The 15,346-nt window shown below is 54.1% G+C and carries 14 protein-coding genes and 1 pseudogene; 6 read left to right on the top strand and 9 right to left on the bottom strand.

What is annotated here, in order from left to right:
- Window positions 1–298: 298 nt before the first annotated feature.
- The gene (locus ACFWW2_RS25900) at window positions 299–745 is read right to left on the bottom strand and encodes a hypothetical protein (RefSeq protein ID WP_393933420.1); all 447 of its coding nucleotides are present in this window, start codon (window positions 743–745) and stop codon (window positions 299–301) included.
- Between the two features lie 94 nt (window positions 746–839).
- Here ACFWW2_RS25900 and ACFWW2_RS25895 point away from each other — a divergent pair, with 94 nt between their 5' ends.
- Window positions 840–1,271, top strand: coding sequence for a MarR family winged helix-turn-helix transcriptional regulator (locus ACFWW2_RS25895; protein WP_393933418.1), 432 nt, complete (start codon window positions 840–842; stop codon window positions 1,269–1,271).
- Between the two features lie 209 nt (window positions 1,272–1,480).
- Here the strand turns inward: ACFWW2_RS25895 and ACFWW2_RS25890 are convergent, their stop codons facing one another.
- Both ACFWW2_RS25890 and ACFWW2_RS25885 read right to left on the bottom strand, forming a co-directional pair.
- Window positions 1,481–1,759, bottom strand: a complete 279-nt coding sequence (locus ACFWW2_RS25890) for a DUF6429 family protein (RefSeq protein ID WP_393933416.1) — start codon at window positions 1,757–1,759, stop codon at window positions 1,481–1,483.
- On the bottom strand, window positions 1,756–2,367 hold the full coding sequence (locus ACFWW2_RS25885) for a recombinase family protein (protein WP_393933414.1): 612 nt from the start codon (window positions 2,365–2,367) through the stop codon (window positions 1,756–1,758). Before ACFWW2_RS25885 ends, ACFWW2_RS25890 begins: the two co-directional genes overlap by 4 nt.
- 120 nt (window positions 2,368–2,487) lie before the next feature.
- Between ACFWW2_RS25885 and ACFWW2_RS25880 the strand changes: the two genes are divergently transcribed.
- The gene (locus ACFWW2_RS25880) at window positions 2,488–5,376 is read left to right on the top strand and encodes a Tn3 family transposase (RefSeq protein ID WP_393933412.1); all 2,889 of its coding nucleotides are present in this window, start codon (window positions 2,488–2,490) and stop codon (window positions 5,374–5,376) included.
- Between the two features lie 187 nt (window positions 5,377–5,563).
- On the opposite strand, the gene ACFWW2_RS25875 is transcribed toward ACFWW2_RS25880, so the two are convergent.
- Together ACFWW2_RS25875 and ACFWW2_RS25870 are read right to left on the bottom strand one after the other, a co-directional pair.
- Window positions 5,564–6,457, bottom strand: a complete 894-nt coding sequence (locus ACFWW2_RS25875) for an alpha/beta fold hydrolase (protein ID WP_393933410.1) — start codon at window positions 6,455–6,457, stop codon at window positions 5,564–5,566.
- A gap of 23 nt (window positions 6,458–6,480) precedes the next feature.
- Window positions 6,481–7,566, bottom strand: coding sequence for an enolase C-terminal domain-like protein (locus tag ACFWW2_RS25870; RefSeq protein ID WP_393933408.1), 1,086 nt, complete (start codon window positions 7,564–7,566; stop codon window positions 6,481–6,483).
- 83 nt (window positions 7,567–7,649) lie between these two features.
- Here ACFWW2_RS25870 and ACFWW2_RS25865 point away from each other — a divergent pair, with 83 nt between their 5' ends.
- On the top strand, window positions 7,650–8,225 hold the full coding sequence (locus tag ACFWW2_RS25865) for a TetR/AcrR family transcriptional regulator (RefSeq protein WP_393933406.1): 576 nt from the start codon (window positions 7,650–7,652) through the stop codon (window positions 8,223–8,225).
- Between the two features lie 697 nt (window positions 8,226–8,922).
- On the opposite strand, the gene ACFWW2_RS25860 is transcribed toward ACFWW2_RS25865, so the two are convergent.
- Together ACFWW2_RS25860 and ACFWW2_RS25855 are read right to left on the bottom strand one after the other, a co-directional pair.
- On the bottom strand, window positions 8,923–9,411 hold the full coding sequence (locus ACFWW2_RS25860) for a hypothetical protein (protein WP_393933404.1): 489 nt from the start codon (window positions 9,409–9,411) through the stop codon (window positions 8,923–8,925).
- A 64-nt stretch (window positions 9,412–9,475) separates the two neighbouring features.
- Window positions 9,476–9,901, bottom strand: a complete 426-nt coding sequence (locus ACFWW2_RS25855; protein WP_393933402.1) for a GFA family protein — start codon at window positions 9,899–9,901, stop codon at window positions 9,476–9,478.
- Between the two features lie 382 nt (window positions 9,902–10,283).
- On the opposite strand from ACFWW2_RS25855, the gene ACFWW2_RS25850 reads away from it, so the two are divergent.
- Both ACFWW2_RS25850 and ACFWW2_RS25845 read left to right on the top strand, forming a co-directional pair.
- Entirely contained in the window at window positions 10,284–10,922 is a 639-nt protein-coding gene (locus ACFWW2_RS25850; RefSeq protein WP_393933400.1) for a winged helix-turn-helix domain-containing protein, read from the top strand.
- On the top strand, window positions 10,919–12,196 hold the full coding sequence (locus tag ACFWW2_RS25845) for an MFS transporter (protein WP_393933398.1): 1,278 nt from the start codon (window positions 10,919–10,921) through the stop codon (window positions 12,194–12,196). The genes ACFWW2_RS25850 and ACFWW2_RS25845 overlap by 4 nt, the downstream gene beginning before the upstream one ends.
- A 109-nt stretch (window positions 12,197–12,305) precedes the next feature.
- Here the strand turns inward: ACFWW2_RS25845 and ACFWW2_RS25840 are convergent, their stop codons facing one another.
- Both ACFWW2_RS25840 and ACFWW2_RS25835 read right to left on the bottom strand, forming a co-directional pair.
- Window positions 12,306–13,724 (bottom strand): serine hydrolase domain-containing protein, encoded by a 1,419-nt coding sequence (locus ACFWW2_RS25840; protein ID WP_393933396.1) that lies wholly within the window; start codon window positions 13,722–13,724, stop codon window positions 12,306–12,308.
- Window positions 13,725–14,332: 608 nt separating this feature from the next.
- Window positions 14,333–14,961: pseudogene (locus ACFWW2_RS25835) on the bottom strand (tyrosine-type recombinase/integrase).
- 187 nt (window positions 14,962–15,148) lie between these two features.
- Between ACFWW2_RS25835 and ACFWW2_RS25830 the strand changes: the two are divergent.
- On the top strand, window positions 15,149–15,346 hold a 198-nt coding region (locus ACFWW2_RS25830), incomplete at its 3' end, for a hypothetical protein (RefSeq protein WP_393933394.1).

Below are 15,346 nucleotides of genomic sequence, written 5' to 3'. Positions count from 1 at the left end.
TATCGAAACTATGATCGACGGGAAAGAAATCTGGCAGGTAAAGCTCGTGAACTGAACTTCGCCTGACAGACGCCGCCAGAAAAACGGCCAACTGTCAGATCACATCTGAACTACTACAAATAATGTGTCAAAACGGCCCATTGCTGCCTTTGGCCGAGCGTTCAAGATGCTGCAGTCGCAGCCCACATAGCGGACATTGGTAGCAACTGCTCATCGTTCACCCCGATAGGCGATGGGAGAGCGGAAGTAAGATGCAGTCCAGTCGTTGTTGCTCATCGTGCGCAACCAGTACTGCCAACTAGAGGTCTGCGCGACGCATTCCGGAAAAATACGCCCAGAAGCTCAGGATGACCGCGGCTGACGAGATAATCGTCATGACAGTCCCTGGTACGAAGTGCACAAAACCACCCAGGTCCATGAAGACGAAATAGCCAACGTCGGTGATCCAGCCGACCACGGCCGTCATAAAGATGAACACAACCGAATGACGCCAGATCATCACACCGCCTACGACTGTAAAGGCACCAATCCAAAGCAAGTTGAAGCCGTGCTGGTTTAGAACCGCGCCGACCGCAGGGTGGTACTCGCCCGTAAGTAAGGATGGGTCGACCGCATCTGCGATGCCCGCCACGGCCCCTGCCGCGTCTTGCGATATTGTCATGATGCCAGCGAACATGTGGACAAGGCCCCAGATGATCCAAAGCACCGCCGAAATCTTGAGTAGAAGCGTGGTCCGACTGTTCATGTGAGCACCCTTTCGTCTGCACCCGTTTGCGGGTAGATAAGTTGATGTTGTCCACTTTCGGTATTTTGTGGACTTTGTCAACTAAAGTGTTTCCATGCAAGACGCAGAACTGGCCCTCCTGATTGATCGCTTCATGCGACGCATCCACTTCGGCCTTCAATCTAAGGCACATGCTTTCGACACCGAGAATGTCGGCCCAGGTGGAGGCATTGTTCTTCTAACTCTGTCCGATATGGGCTGTCCTAGCCTGCATGAACTGACCAAACAGGTAGCACGCGACAAATCTCAGATGACACGCACCATAAGATCGCTTGAGACGAAGGGGCTAGTTGCACGCAAACGATCGCCTGACGACGCGCGGGTTACTTTCGTGTCGTTGACGCAGGAAGGCGAACAGGTCGTCGATACGCTTAAGCAAGTCGTCTCCGAGACGATCAGTGAAATCCTTAACCCGATCTCAGAAGCGGAAGAAAACGTACTGCGCAATCTGCTGGAGAGAGCTCTTTGTGAAGCGGCGCCGAAATAGCCATCACTACACCGTCGGACAGCACAGATTACTTCGGCCCGAAGCGGACCTTCGGCGCTAAGGTTGAATGCCGCAACTGCAGCCTGTAGTGCCGACATTCGCTGCGATAGCGATGCCTTGCCATATTAAAGCAAAGACTGGCTGGGGTCCATTGCGGGAGAGTGCGGAATCCTACGCTAAGCCAATTTTAGCTCCGCAAAGACAGAAATTCACGTTCGATCGGACAACTTTCCGAACAACTGGTGCAGAAGCTGTTCTGATTTTTCGAGTCCTTCATCGGTGAACCAGACGGAACGGGCTTTTCCAACGGGATCAGATATGAGTCCCTTTTCGTGCAATCTTGCCATGCTGTCCCAGTCAAATCCTTTCCAGGCACGGCTTTCGGCATGTAGACCGAGGCGCAAAAGCGCAAGAGTGGCATCGTCAATTTTGTCTTCGTCGAGTGGAAACGCACCGAATTTACCCGAGATATGCCGTTTGCCTTTCATGCCGCCAGGACCCGTTTGCCGTAGTCGCGAAGATTGCCGTTCGGGTCGACGTATCGGTAGAGCGTGACGGGCTTTACACCAAGTTCTTTGCAAAGCTCCGAGACGGACGTATCGCGATTTGCCATCGCTGACTGTGCCATGCGCACCTGGGCTTTGCTTAGTGCAAATTTGCGTCCGCCCCTCCGACCCCTGGCGCGTGCGGCGGCAAGTCCGGCCATAGTGCGCTCTCGGATCAACTCGGTTTCGAATTCGGCCAATGCGGCAAAAATCCCAAATGACAATCGCCCAGCAGCGGTTGTCGTGTCGATCTGAGCCCCCTGACCAGTCAACACCTTCAGTCCAACACCGCGCTCTGATAGCGCGGTCGTGGTTTTCACCAAATGATTCAGGCTGCGGCCCATCCGGTCCAGTTTCCAGATCACCAGGACATCGCCGTCGCGGAGGGCCTTCAGGCAGGCATCTAGTCCTGGGCGCTTATCTTTCTTCCCTGAAGCGTGATCTGAATAAATTTGATCTTCGTCGACACCGGCTGCAATCAGGGCGTCGCGCTGCAAATCCAGTGATTGGCTTCCGTCCGCTTTCGAGACGCGAGCGTACCCGATCAGCATGTTTCACAAACGTTCGTTTGAGGCAGGTTGAGAAAATCGCTGTTTTCAGCCATCAAACTTGTTCCTTATTCCATTTCACAAACAAAGATACGCAATGGATTCTGAGAAAGCAAAAGAAACATGGCACATCGAACAATCCTGACACCAAAGCAACGAAGCACCCTGTTTGACCTTCCTGTTGATGAACCAGAATTGCTGAAGCACTACACGCTCGCCGATGAAGACCTGGAACACATCCGGCAGCGGCGACGTGCACGCAATCAGTTTGGTTTTGCCCTCCAGCTTTGCGTGTTGCGGTTTCCCGGTCGATCGCTTTCGCCCGGAGAAGTCATACCGGAGGAGATCACCAGTTTTCTGGCCGCTCAGCTTGGGTTGCGCGGCGAAGATCTGGGCAACTATGCCATCCGCGAAGAGACGCGGCACGAGCATATGGCCATCTTGCGCGATACTTTCGGTTATAGAGCATTCTCTGGCCGAGGTGCACGGGATCTGAAAACCTGGTTGGATCGGCAGGCGGAGCTTGCGACTTCGAATGAGGACATTGCGCGCCGGTTTGTCGAGGAGTGCCGAAGGACGCAGACAATTCTGCCAGCTGTCACAACAGTCGAGCGGTTGTGCGCAGATGCATTAGTGGCTGCTGAACGACGGATCGAAACTCGGATTGCACAGCGGTTGGCTGATGATCTATGCGGCCAGTTTGACGCTTTGTTGTCCGAACACATTGATGATCGGCAAACGCGGTTTGTGTGGTTGCGCCAATTCGAGGTTGGCAACAATTCGGCAGGAGCAAACCGTCTACTGGACCGATTGGAGTTTCTACACCGCATCGAACTACCACCGGATTTGATTGCTGGTATCCCAGAACATCGTGTCACCCGCCTCCGGCGCCACGGTGAACGATACTTCGCCGACGGCCTTCGCGATCTGCCCGATGATCGTCGTCTGGCCATTCTAGCTGTCTGTGCTTTGGAATGGCGATCTGCAATTTCAGACGCGATTGTTGAGACCCATGATCGGATCGTCGGGAAGACATGGCGCGAGGGGCAGCGGCTTTGCGCGGCGCGGGTTGAGAATGCCAGATCGGCAGTTCAACAGACCGTTCGATCTTTCCGGGACTTAGCTGCCGCCTTGCTGGAAGCCAAAGAGGATGGCGTTTCGTTGGAGAAAGCGGTCGAAAGCAGTCTGGGTTGGGACCGGCTGCCTGAACTGGTCGCCGTCGCCGCACGATTGTCCGACACTTTGTCGTCGGACCCGATTGCTCATGTTGTTCAGGGTCACAACAGATTCAGGCGCTACGTTCCGCGAATGTTGCGCCTTCTGAACGTGGAAGGTGCCGAGGTCGCAAGGCCCTTGATTGAAGCAACAGTATTGATCCAAACAGGTGCAAAGCATGGCCAACCGAGGGAATTTCTGCGCAGGACATCCAAGTGGCATCGGCATCTGGACAGTCAGGAGCCGGGAGACAAGCGCCTTTGGGAAGTGGCAGCGTGTTTTCATCTGCGGGACGCCTTTCGGTCGGGCGATGTGTGGCTGAGGCAATCTCGGCGCTATGGTGACCTGAAACAGGTGTTGGTCCCGGCAACGGTGGCAGCGGGAAACGCTCGTTTGGCGGTGCCACTTGATCCCGAAACATGGCTGGCAGATCGGCACGCTCAAATGGAGATCGGGCTAAAACAATTATCTAAAGCTGCGAAGAACGGTGCAATACCGGGAGGCGCGATCAAAGATGGCGTTCTGAGCCTGAGCCGTTTGCCGACGAAAACTCCTTCTGACGCAGCTGATCTCTTGTTCGATCTTTACAAGCGTGTTCCCGACACGCGGATCACCGACATCATGCTGGAGGTGGATGAGGCGACCGGGTTCACCGATGCTTTCACACATTTGCGCACCGGCGCACCGTCGAAAGATAAGATCGGCCTCATGAATGTGCTCTTGGCCGAGGGTCTGAATCTTGGGCTGAGCAAGATGGCAGAGGCCAGTAACTCCCACGGATTCTGGGAATTGATGCGCCTATCCCGTTGGCACATTGAAAGCGAGGCACATGGTCGGGCGCTAGCCAGCGTAGTTGACGCCCAAGGCAATCTTCCGATGGCCCGTTTCTGGGGCATGGGTCTGACGGCTTCGAGTGACGGGCAGTTTTTTCCAACCACCCGCCATGGCGAAGCGATGAACCTAATCAATGCGAAATATGGCAACGAGCCGGGCTTGAAAGCCTACACCCATGTCTCAGATCAGTTTGCCCCGTTTGCATCCCAGACCATCCCCGCCACGGTCAGTGAAGCACCTTATATATTGGATGGACTGCTGAACAACGATGTGGGTAAACGGATCAAGGAGCAATATGCCGACACGGGCGGATTCACTGATCACGTCTTTGCTGTCACCTCGATCCTCGGGCATCGGTTCATCCCACGCATTCGAGATCTGCCGTCCAAACGGTTCTACATCTTTGATCCCGGCGGCACTCCGCCCAACCTGAAGGGCATGGTCGGTGGCAAAATCCGGGAGGGGCTGATCGCCTCGAATTGGCCGAATATACTGCGGATCGCCGCGACCATGACTGCCGGAACCATCGCGCCAAGCCAGATTCTACGAAAGCTTGCTTCCTATCCGCGCCAGAATGATCTCGCCGTTGCATTGCGTGAGGTCGGTCGTGTCGAACGCACGCTGTTCATGATGGACTGGGTGCTGAACATCGACATGCAGCGTCGGGCGCAAATCGGACTGAACAAAGGGGAGGCTCATCACGCGCTGAAGAACGCCTTGCGGATCGGGCGACAGGGCGAAATCCGAGATCGAACCGCAGAAGGCCAGCACTACCGCATGGCCGCGCTCAACTTGTTGGCCGCGATTGTGATTTACTGGAACACGGCCCGCTTGGGAGAAGCGGTTGCAGAGCGTCAGAACGATGGGTTGCCGGTTCCTCCAGAACTTCTTGCCCACACCTCCCCGCTCGGCTGGGCCCACATTCTCCTCACCGGCGAATACAAATGGCCGAAGAAGCGGTGATGGTCCCTCAGACCCGCGCAGGCGCGGCATGGTTCTCGCTATGATGCAGCAAATGTCGTAAGAGCGGTCATTAACATCCAATCTGTGAGGCGAAAATCAAACTGCCCTTTCGCCGCAACCCGGATTAACTATCGAGGAGCGGACAAACCGACCATTGTGGCTCTAGGAGTAAATGTCTGCTTTTAGATTAAATGTTTGACCCAGCTTTCGCCTCAAACACCGCTTTGGCCCATTCTTCTGGGCGCTCTTGAGGCAAATTGTGGCCTGCGCCTGCAAAGACACGATAGTCGTAGCTGTTGGTGAACCGTGGCGCGTGGTGGGCCGTTTGCTCTGATACGCCATTGGCGTCTCCGTCAATGCAAATAGTCGTAACCCGAATGTCAGGTTGAGCAGCTAACCTCTGTTCGATGTCTACGTACGCCGGATCACCAGGCACAAGGCCAAACCTATGTCGGTACGAATGAATGACGACGTCGACAAAATCGGGATTATCCAACGAGGGCATGGTCGCATCAAAATCCGCATCGTTAAAGCGCCAGGTAGGTGACCACATTTGCCAAAGCTTGCGGGCAAAGCCCTTCCTGTTCTCCTCTAGGCCTCGTCGACCGCGTTCAGAATGGAAAAAATATTGATACCAAAATGCGGCTTCCATGTCAGGTGACGACGGAGTCATGGCCTTTGCAATGTCTTGAATGTTGTAAGAATTTCCGCTGACCAAAGCGGTCACTCGTTCGGGCCACAAAGCAGCAACAACACAAGCCGCCCGTCCACCCCAATCGTATCCTCCAAGGACAGCCTGTTCAATTTCTAAGCTGTCCATCAGTGCAAGCAAGTCAGCCCCCAACGCGGCTTGTTCGCCTGAGCGTGGGTTGTCTGCAGCGAGGAAAGATGTAGGCCCAAATCCACGTAAATATGGGGCTATTACACGTGCACCTTGTTCTGCCAATATCTTTGTGGATTCCGAATAGGCCAAGGGATCATACGGAAATCCATGCAAGAGGATGCAGGGCCAACCGTCAGTTGGTCCAGATTCAAGATAGCCGGTGTTTAGTACACCAGAATTCACTGACTTGATTTGCATAGAAAGCTTCCCATTCGTTGATCCTACTGCACCAAAGCTCTTTGTACTGCACTTTCGTCCCAGCTGATCCCGAGCCCCGGCCCTCTTGGTGTCAACGCGCCATTTTCAACCAAATACGGCTCTTCTAATAAGGACCCTGCCACATCCAGAAATTCCAGCAGGTGTGCATTGGGTGTAACGCAAAGAACGTGAGCGCTCGCTTCGATAAATAGGTGACTTGAGACCGGAAGCGATGCCGCATTTGCATACGATGCAGCGCGTTGCCATCCTGTTATGCCGCCAATCTTCATTATGTCGAGCATTGCATGGTCGCTGACACCTGCCTGAATCGCGCGGGCCGCATCGTCTGGCATCCACCAGTTCTCGCCTGTTTGAATGGGCGTATCTACGGCAAAGCGAACCGCGTTGTGACCCATAAAGTCTTCTGCGGTGACGGGTTCTTCAACCCAATCAAGTTGGAATCCCTCCTCCTCAAATCGTTTGATCCGCCTGATGGCCTCTGGAACAGTCAGTGATTGATTGTAGTCGATCATCAGTCGGATTTCCGGCCCGATCTGGTTTTTGATGGCATGTACAGTCTCAACATCATGCGCGAGGCTTCCAACACCCACCTTGACCTTGATGGCTTTGAACCCATCCGCCAATGACTGCTCCAGCAGAGGTTCATCACGACCAATCTGAAACACGCCAAGGCTATTGTAGCAAGGAACCGGGATTGGTGACGCGCCCAACATCTGCGCTACTGAAGTTTCATGCGCTTTTGCATGCGCGTCCCAATGCGCCATATCCAAACCGGCCAGTGCCATCGCGATGAATCCCTGCCGTCCCAAGAGCCTGAATGATTGCTCCATTTCAGCCAAGCGGCTGACGGGGTGAACCGATTTTCCGATCAAGCCAGACCCGATATCTTCGATGAGACGCACCATCGGTGCGAGTGCTATCGGTGTGTATGTGAAGATGTAGCTATGACCAATGATGCCTTGATCAGTCATGATGTCGATAAGAACCAAAGGTGCTTTGGGGATGGAAACTGTCGCGGTCGTAATGGGCTGTTTTAGCGGCGCAAGAGCTGGGCGCGCCGTGATTTTTGTGATCTTGGGTGATGGCATCTGAAGCTCCATGCGTTGCGATGGACTACCTTTACGTCGATTTTGCCGTGACGTTTATACACTACTGAGTATACATTCCGTGGATGCCGCGTTCATCAGAAAAAACGATATCCGCTATCCTTGATGCTGGCTTCCGGCTGTTTTTCAAGAGAGGTTTCGCACGTGTCAGCATGGACGATATCGCGTCTGCGGCGGGTGTGACCAAGCGCACTTTATACTATCACTATACAAGCAAAGACGCCTTGGTCGGTGCGGTCTTAGACCAGCAGAATGAGCAATCGATAGCCGCGTTCCGCAACTGGACTGCGCCAAACACTCCTGAACCCGCGTTGTTTATTGCGGGCCTTTTTGCACAGTTGTCAGAATGGTCAGGACAACCTGGCTGGACAGGGTCTGGGTTCACGCGGCTGAGTATGGAACTCGCTGATCTTCCCGGTCATCCAGTTCGCAAAGCCTCTCAGCGGCACAAGTCGGCCCTCGTTCTTTGGCTTTCTGACGAGTTAAGCAGTCGCGGCATCAGCGCCCCAAAGAGAATTGCAGAACAAATCGTTGTTGCGATGGAAGGAGCAGTTGTTCTCACCTTGATCCACGGCGATCCAAAATATTTTTCCTTCGGATGCAACTTAGCTAGCAAAGCACTGACGGGAGAGCTGGAATAATGGCAGCGGTTCGCCGCCTAAAGTGCCGCCGTTCATTGCAATGAGTCCAAATTCGACCAATGCGGACAAACCGGACTTGTGCAGGTGCGGCTATTGCTGACGCAGCATTTACTCGCAACCGCAGCGATGAATGTTTGGCGGTACCGCATTGTTCACCGAAGCACCCGTTCAAACTGGCCAACCGCGGTAGATCTCAAACTTAACTTTCGCCGTACGGTATAAGAATTCATATGTCGCGGGACTTTGCGGACTTGTGCAAACGCGGCTAACCAAAGGCTGTATTTTCACGAATTATCCCCGTGACGGACTGCAAAGTGATCGGGCATCGTGACCGTTCCAATTTCAGCTTCGCCCAGATTCACTGCGTTGATCCGTCTCGTGATCTCCTGCCAATACCTGGTTGCGGGTTGGCTTGGCCCTGACTCTGGGGCGAAGACTGCCCCTTTCCAGGCCTTGTGCGGGGCTGTGATCCGCAGGCCGCCATCCTCTGATTGCGACTTTAGCGCGTTGAACGCCTGCCTCAACCGAAGGTCCCCGATCGCGCGTTCATAATGTGACAACACATAGACGTAGTAAAACAGGTTGTACCTGCGAAACGGGAATTCTGTTTTTAAGAACCGGCTGCCGATCCCGAAGGTGCAAGGGCCAAGGGGCTTTCGGCTGTCCCAGTGGTCCAACAGAAAACCGACGCCGCGATTTAATGCTGCGGTCTCTTTCTTGTTGTTTTTCCGGAACAGCAGGGATCGAGGACCCACATCGTTGTTCCCGGATTGCTGGCATCGGCTTCCTGGGACTTACCTTGCTTGACCGTGGCACAGCGCCAGCCGTCGTCAGCCGCCTGTCTGGGAAATAACCACGCGTAGGCCGCATCTGCGGCGTCCGTCTGGGAAACCCCCAAGCGGCCAAACACGCTCAGGACATTGGCGGTGACGCAGGGCAACTTGGATTTGCGTTTTCCGTAGCTAAATGAGCCGTCATTGTTTTGATAGGTCTCAAGGAAACCAACGGCGTCACTTACGATAGGGATGTCGCCAGCCGTACCACCCAACAGACCGATGGTGTGCATAACATCAATGGTGCTGAACCCTGCGGGCGAATGAATATTGCCGTCTGAGCGCGACCAGAAAGGGCCACCATTCTCATGCTGACGTGCAATGAGTGCATCGATTTCCGGTTTCCAATTCATCAAGATAGCTCCATTATGAGGTGCACGCGACAATCCCAAGCCAGGAGTGGAAAACCTTGCAAGGCTACTCGGGTGGCGGCGCGAATGCGGCGGCGACCTCGTCACCGGTCATCATTTTGGTCTTATCGGCAAACGTGTAGAAGGGCGGTTTGCTGTCGGTGAAGACCTGCAACGTGAACCGTAGCTTTGATTGATCGTCCAACAAGCCAGAGGATATCTGGTAATCATCGGCCCCAACGATGTGGTAAAACAGGTTCGAGCCGCATTCTTTACAGAAACCGCGTTCGGCCCAATCGGATGAACGAGCACAACCGACATGTTCCTCTCCGTCGAAGCGCACGTTTTCACACGTGACTTCCATGAATGGCCCTGCCGACCAACGACGGCACATGTCACAGTGGCAAGCCGTAACCTCCGGATTATTTGCATCTGCCGACACTTTAACTGCCCCACACAGACAAATACCGGTCACACTCTGTTTCTCAGACATGTCCCGTTTCTGTTGCACAACACCTGTTTGCTTTCTCCAAAGACTGCATTGAACAATATCACAGGCAGGCCCATCACTGTTGATCTACATCAACCCTGTGTTCGGCAAGCGGCCCTTCGCCACGAAGGTCAAACTCTTGATCCTACGTCGTTTGACTTGATCCGTGGGCGTTCGCAGCTCAGCAGCCATAGTTCGCATCACTAGCGACGAAACCGCGCTCTGAGCTCTATTACGGAGATTTCGGTTTTGTGCGGCGAGCGCACACATACAAAATCAGCCACCCGCCGCAAAAGCACTGCTGCGCCACAGTGGGGCCGCGGTTACTGGGGGGTTATGCATAATTTTACTTGCAAAGATATCTTTGCATTACTAATTGAGAGTCATGACACAAAAACCATCACATGACCCCGCCCAGCCTCGGGACATCGCCCGGATTGTACCTGACACTACCGCGCTCAAAGCTTTGGCGCATCCTGAGCGCCTTCGAATGCTGGGCTTGCTGCGGGTTGAGGGACCCGCAACGGCAACGGGAATTGCAAAGCGCCTGGGCCTCAATTCCGGGGCCACAAGTTACCATCTACGACAACTCGCCAAACATGGATTTATCGCGGAAGCTGAGGACCTCGGCACCAAGCGCGAACGGTGGTGGCAGGCGCAGCACGACACAACGGTCTTCGACGTTTCTGACCAGTCGGGGGAGGTATTGCAGGCGGGACTTGCGATGAGCCAGGCCGTGATCTCTCAGCATATGGAGTTTTTGCAGAGTGCTCTTGGAGAATACCCAAACCTTCCGACGCCATGGCGCAGGGTTTCGGGCGCTAACGATATCATCATTCCGGTCACTGTGGAACAAGCTCAAACCCTGACAGACAAGCTAATGAACATTCTTATGCAGGCAAGATCTGCACATCCAAGGCAAGACGCACCGCTTTCCAGCGATACCAGGAATTTCATGATAGTAATGCATAGCTTCCCGTTTCCGGAAATCTCTCAGGCTTCTGCCGGGGACGCTGAAGAATGAACCGCTCGATGCGGCCAGTTCTGACCCTGCTGGTGGCCGAGATATTGTCAGTTTCGGGTACCCGCTTATCGATGATTGCCATCCCCTGGCTCGTGCTGAACCTTGCCGGCGACCCGATGATGGCCGGTGTCGCGGCTTTTGCCGAGATGTTGCCTTACGTTGTCTCCAAAGGACTTGGCGGGCCACTTATCGATCGCTTGGGCGCACGTTTCATTGCCATTTCCGGTGAGCTCTTGTCGGTTGTCGTGCTTGCGGTAATTCCGGCGCTCCACGTCATTGGAATGCTACATGTAAACGCCTTGTTGCCCGTTGTGTTTCTGATGGGCCTGTTGCGCGGGCCAACTGATGCGGCCAAGCAGGCACTGGTTCCGGTTGTCGCTGAAGCTGCTGACGCGCCGCTTGAGCGTATAACCGGGATGATGGCAACCGTAGAAAGGCTCGCTGGGACATTGGGGGCGGCAGTAGCCGGTGTGCTCGTTGCGTTGATCGGTGCTGCGCCAGCGTTGGCTGTGAATGCGCTGGCCTTCGGGCTTGCCGCTCTTACAGTGACGCTGGGCATTGCGAAAAGACAGCAGACCGAACCCCAAGCGACAGCGGGCTACATGCGTGATCTGAAAGAGGGGTGGCGATTCCTGACGAAAGACGCGGTGCTTGTCGGTTTCGTGGTCATGATCGCGCTGACAAATCTGTTGGATCAGGCGCTCCTCACTGTGTTGGTACCCGTTTGGGCAATGGAATACGGTGGCGGTCCCAGCGCAATCGGAACACTTATCGCCGTTCAATCAGCCTTTGCTGTGTTGGGTGCCGCGGTTGCAACCCGTTATGCCGAACGAATGCCAAGGCTAAAGATCTATGCGATTGCCTTCCTGACCGGCGGGGCACCACGATTTCTCATTCTCCTGCCGGGATTGCCATTCACGGCGATACTGGCAATTCTTGCCGTTGCCGGGTTTGCTATTGGGTTCATCAATCCGATAATCTCGGCAGTTAGTTTTGAACGAATGCCAAAAGCTCTTGTTGGCCGCGTGAGTTCGTTGATGTCGGCCTTGGCATGGGCGCTCGCGCCATTTGGTGGACTAATTGGTGGTGCAGCAGTCGCATATTTGGGCCTGCCGATCAGTGTTGCTTTCGCAGCAGCACTCTATTTTGCCGTCACGATGGCACCGCTTTTTGCATCCAGTTTTCGTGCGCTCTCAATTCGACCCAAGCCGGTTTCAGCGCAAAAACAAGTCGAAACCTCAGAACTTGGGTCCCAGTTATCCGAACATCACTGACACTCTACCTCTCAGAGCCCAGCACAGGGCTGATACCCAAGGTTGCCACGACCCGTCGTTTGGAACCGAGGCGCGCCGAGGGGGTTCGTTTGTCGAATGGGAAGAACAATCAGGGCAAGCGAACGAAGTCATAGGGATCGTCGTCAGATGCCAGCCATATGCGCATTCGTATCGGTACTGCGGCGTCATCCACTATGAAGCTCAGGCGCCACTCACTGTCCTCCATACGGAAGTCGGTTTGTGACTGGGGCCTGAGGTAGAAACGACCATGGCGTGGGCTTTCGACTTCAAGCTGATCATCGATTTGCCGCACCGTTACGATAAGATCGTCTCGAATATATTGGCCAATCAGCGGCGCCATCTGGGCCTGCGTCAGTAGTGCGTCGGATTGAACAGAATTGGCAGCCTGCGTTGTTTCCAGTATCGGGCTTGGTCGAGGCGGTCCTGTTCTGGCATTGAGTATCTGTCTGAGCACGGTTCTCATGGCGTCATAAGATACGTGTTTGCCCGAATAAGTATCTGCGCGATGAACCATGATGAGTCTCGCTCCGGGCACAACGAAGATCGCATGCCCACCATAGCCATAGGCTGTATACGTTCCGAGTTCGTCCAGTTGTCCAATCTCGGTCCACCACATGTAGCCATAGCCGCCGGTGGCGGAGACAGAGCGCATTTTAGTGCTTTCACGCACCCAATCAGTTGGGATGATCTGCGCATCCTTCCACCAACCCTCATTCAGGAACAGCAATCCGAAACGCGCCATGTCCCGCGCCGACATCCTGAAAATGTAAGCCGGATGCTGCGATATTTCAGGTTGTCGTCGGTAGTGGGTGTGGCGAAGTTCAAAGTCTTGCATTTGCAAGGGGATGGCGAACTGTGACCGAAAGGCTTCGAAGAGGTCATCTCCTGTCTTTCGCATGTATATGGTGCCCAGAGCGTTGAAATCCCAATTGTTATAGTACCAGTAGTTTCCGGGTTCGTGGCTTCCGCGGCTGGGTTGGATCGCGTTGACCGCGCCCGTATTGAGGATCGCTGGCAAGTATATTCCTGACCGCGCCGCCATGAGGTTTGAAACCGTGGCGGATTGCTCTAACGATGTGAGCCCCGCGTTTTCCTCGATCCCAATAGATCCGATTGTCTGATTCAGATCGATATCGCCGGTTGCAACAGCTGGTCCATAAAGTGCACTCAGTAAGCTTTTGCGGATGGAGTGACAATAGAACCGTCGCTCAACCTCGCCCCACTGCGTCAATATTGCGCCATCATATATGACCACAACTGCAGCCGATCCAGCCGACCAGCTGGTTTCACGCGCCTCTGCAAGTCTTCTCGATGACCAACCCGCATCTTCGGGTGTCGCGTAATTTTCCCACATAACATCTGGAAAAACGGGCTCGGAAATGTTGTTCCATTGGTCCCAATCGCTAGTAGACGATGTTTGCGCATAGGAACTCGATGCCGAAACGGACATAAGAACGAAAGAAAGGCTAATCCAGCACTCGCGGACTATTTTTTTTGATGACTTCATCAGGAACTCCAGAGAGTATGCAGTGTGCAAGGGTAACTAGTTGAAATAGGCATTTGGACTGATCGGGACAATAGTCGCTGCCGGCCGGAGTCGATGGGCTGTCGCAGCTATTAAACAGCAGCGACTCGAGACAAGATAACGATTATCACCGTCTTTTTGAGAGATGCATATCGTTAAAGAAACGGATTGTTTTTGCCCTGGGTCGCGTCTGTTGAAGTCAATCTGCAGCGAAAGCTGGGGGGGAAATTGACTGTCATCACTGCAGCTGAATGGCTGGAACGAAGAGCTTTCTGTGTCGCAGGAAATTAATGACCAAATCTATGAGTAAGCTCAGGAGTTTTCTGCACTTACAATAGCTTCCCTGCTAAGGTCCAGATTGTCCGCAACCCGTAAATTGGGTCCCCAAACTTTGCTGCGCAGAGCATGAACGGCTGGTTTTCCTGCTGCATGACAGCACGCCAATCGTTGCAGTAGCAGCATTTTTGCGCTGCGTGAGTGCGCGGCATGAAATCACTACGGCCGGGGTGGGCTCAGAATGATCTTACACCGCATGAGGGACGGACAACCGCTTCGAAATGGCGAACGGCAGCACCGTTCGCCAGGGTTCGTTAGATGTCGATGCGCTCGGCTATGCTCAGAGCATCTTCCAGTTCGACACCAAGATAGCGCACCGTGCTATCGACTTTGGTGTGACCAAGGAGCAGTTGCACCGCGCGAAGGTTGCCAGTCTTACGATAGATCTCGGCAGCCTTTGTTCGGCGGAGCGAGTGTGTACCGTATCCACTCGGCTCCAAACCAATCGACTTCACCCAGTCGCGGACAAGTCGACCGTACTGGCGCGTTGAGATGTGTGGTCGGTCGTGAAACCGGCTTGGGAACATGAACAGGCAAGCATCTCCGGAGATCTGACCCAGTTCAGAACGGTTTCTCGGGTATTTTCCGACAGTTCAAATTGAACGGGCCGCTTGGTTTTGCTCTGGATTACAGAGACACGTTCCCGGACGCGATCGTCTTTGACAAGGTCAGTCACGGTTAGCTTGACCAGATCGCAGCCTCGAAGTTTGCTGTCGATGGCGACGTTGAACAAAGCCAGGTCGCGTAGATTGCCTGCAAGTTCGAGCCGCGCACGGATCGCCCACACTTGTTTTGGCAGCAATGGACGTTTCTGCCCGACAATCCGCCCCTTGTTCCAAGCCTTGCGTTTTGGGGTGACTGCGGGAAGTTGGACTCTTGGCATGATATGCCCTCCGATCCTCCCTCCAAGCCCAATCATCAGCACCGCGCTGACCAGGCGAGTGTACACGCCGAACTGAAGGTCCGTTTTGGGAAGCTAACCAAATAGGCGTCTTCTGCGCGCGCATTGGTCTGCAAGGAGCCCGAAGTTCATGATGCTGTAACTTGCATCAACGTCTGGCTAGAATACTTTGAGACTGATTAAACTACGCGGTGACGCAATGGTGCCAAAGATATCCGAAAAATACTTCCAATCGTTGCTCAGGCAGGCGGATGCTTTGGACGCGGTTTCAACAATCAGTGGGTTCTGGTCCCACCGCGCAGATGAAGCCCGGCCGATGTTTGGCCTGTCGCTACCTGAATACCAATGCCAACTTGTTCTTATTTAT

Source organism: Yoonia sp. R2-816 (assembly GCF_046762905.1).
Taxonomy (GTDB): Bacteria; Pseudomonadota; Alphaproteobacteria; order Rhodobacterales; family Rhodobacteraceae; genus Yoonia.
This window is presented reverse-complemented; position numbering and strand designations above follow the sequence as displayed.

Coding starts and splice junctions, on each gene's coding strand:
- ACFWW2_RS25900 (WP_393933420.1), bottom strand. CDS start 745: ATGAACAGTCGGACCACGCTTCTACTCAAGATTTCGGCGGTGCTTTGG.
- ACFWW2_RS25895 (WP_393933418.1), top strand. CDS start 840: ATGCAAGACGCAGAACTGGCCCTCCTGATTGATCGCTTCATGCGACGC.
- ACFWW2_RS25890 (WP_393933416.1), bottom strand. CDS start 1,759: ATGAAAGGCAAACGGCATATCTCGGGTAAATTCGGTGCGTTTCCACTC.
- ACFWW2_RS25885 (WP_393933414.1), bottom strand. CDS start 2,367: ATGCTGATCGGGTACGCTCGCGTCTCGAAAGCGGACGGAAGCCAATCA.
- ACFWW2_RS25880 (WP_393933412.1), top strand. CDS start 2,488: ATGGCACATCGAACAATCCTGACACCAAAGCAACGAAGCACCCTGTTT.
- ACFWW2_RS25875 (WP_393933410.1), bottom strand. CDS start 6,457: ATGCAAATCAAGTCAGTGAATTCTGGTGTACTAAACACCGGCTATCTT.
- ACFWW2_RS25870 (WP_393933408.1), bottom strand. CDS start 7,566: ATGCCATCACCCAAGATCACAAAAATCACGGCGCGCCCAGCTCTTGCG.
- ACFWW2_RS25865 (WP_393933406.1), top strand. CDS start 7,650: ATGCCGCGTTCATCAGAAAAAACGATATCCGCTATCCTTGATGCTGGC.
- ACFWW2_RS25860 (WP_393933404.1), bottom strand. CDS start 9,411: ATGAATTGGAAACCGGAAATCGATGCACTCATTGCACGTCAGCATGAG.
- ACFWW2_RS25855 (WP_393933402.1), bottom strand. CDS start 9,901: ATGTCTGAGAAACAGAGTGTGACCGGTATTTGTCTGTGTGGGGCAGTT.
- ACFWW2_RS25850 (WP_393933400.1), top strand. CDS start 10,284: ATGACACAAAAACCATCACATGACCCCGCCCAGCCTCGGGACATCGCC.
- ACFWW2_RS25845 (WP_393933398.1), top strand. CDS start 10,919: ATGAACCGCTCGATGCGGCCAGTTCTGACCCTGCTGGTGGCCGAGATA.
- ACFWW2_RS25840 (WP_393933396.1), bottom strand. CDS start 13,724: ATGAAGTCATCAAAAAAAATAGTCCGCGAGTGCTGGATTAGCCTTTCT.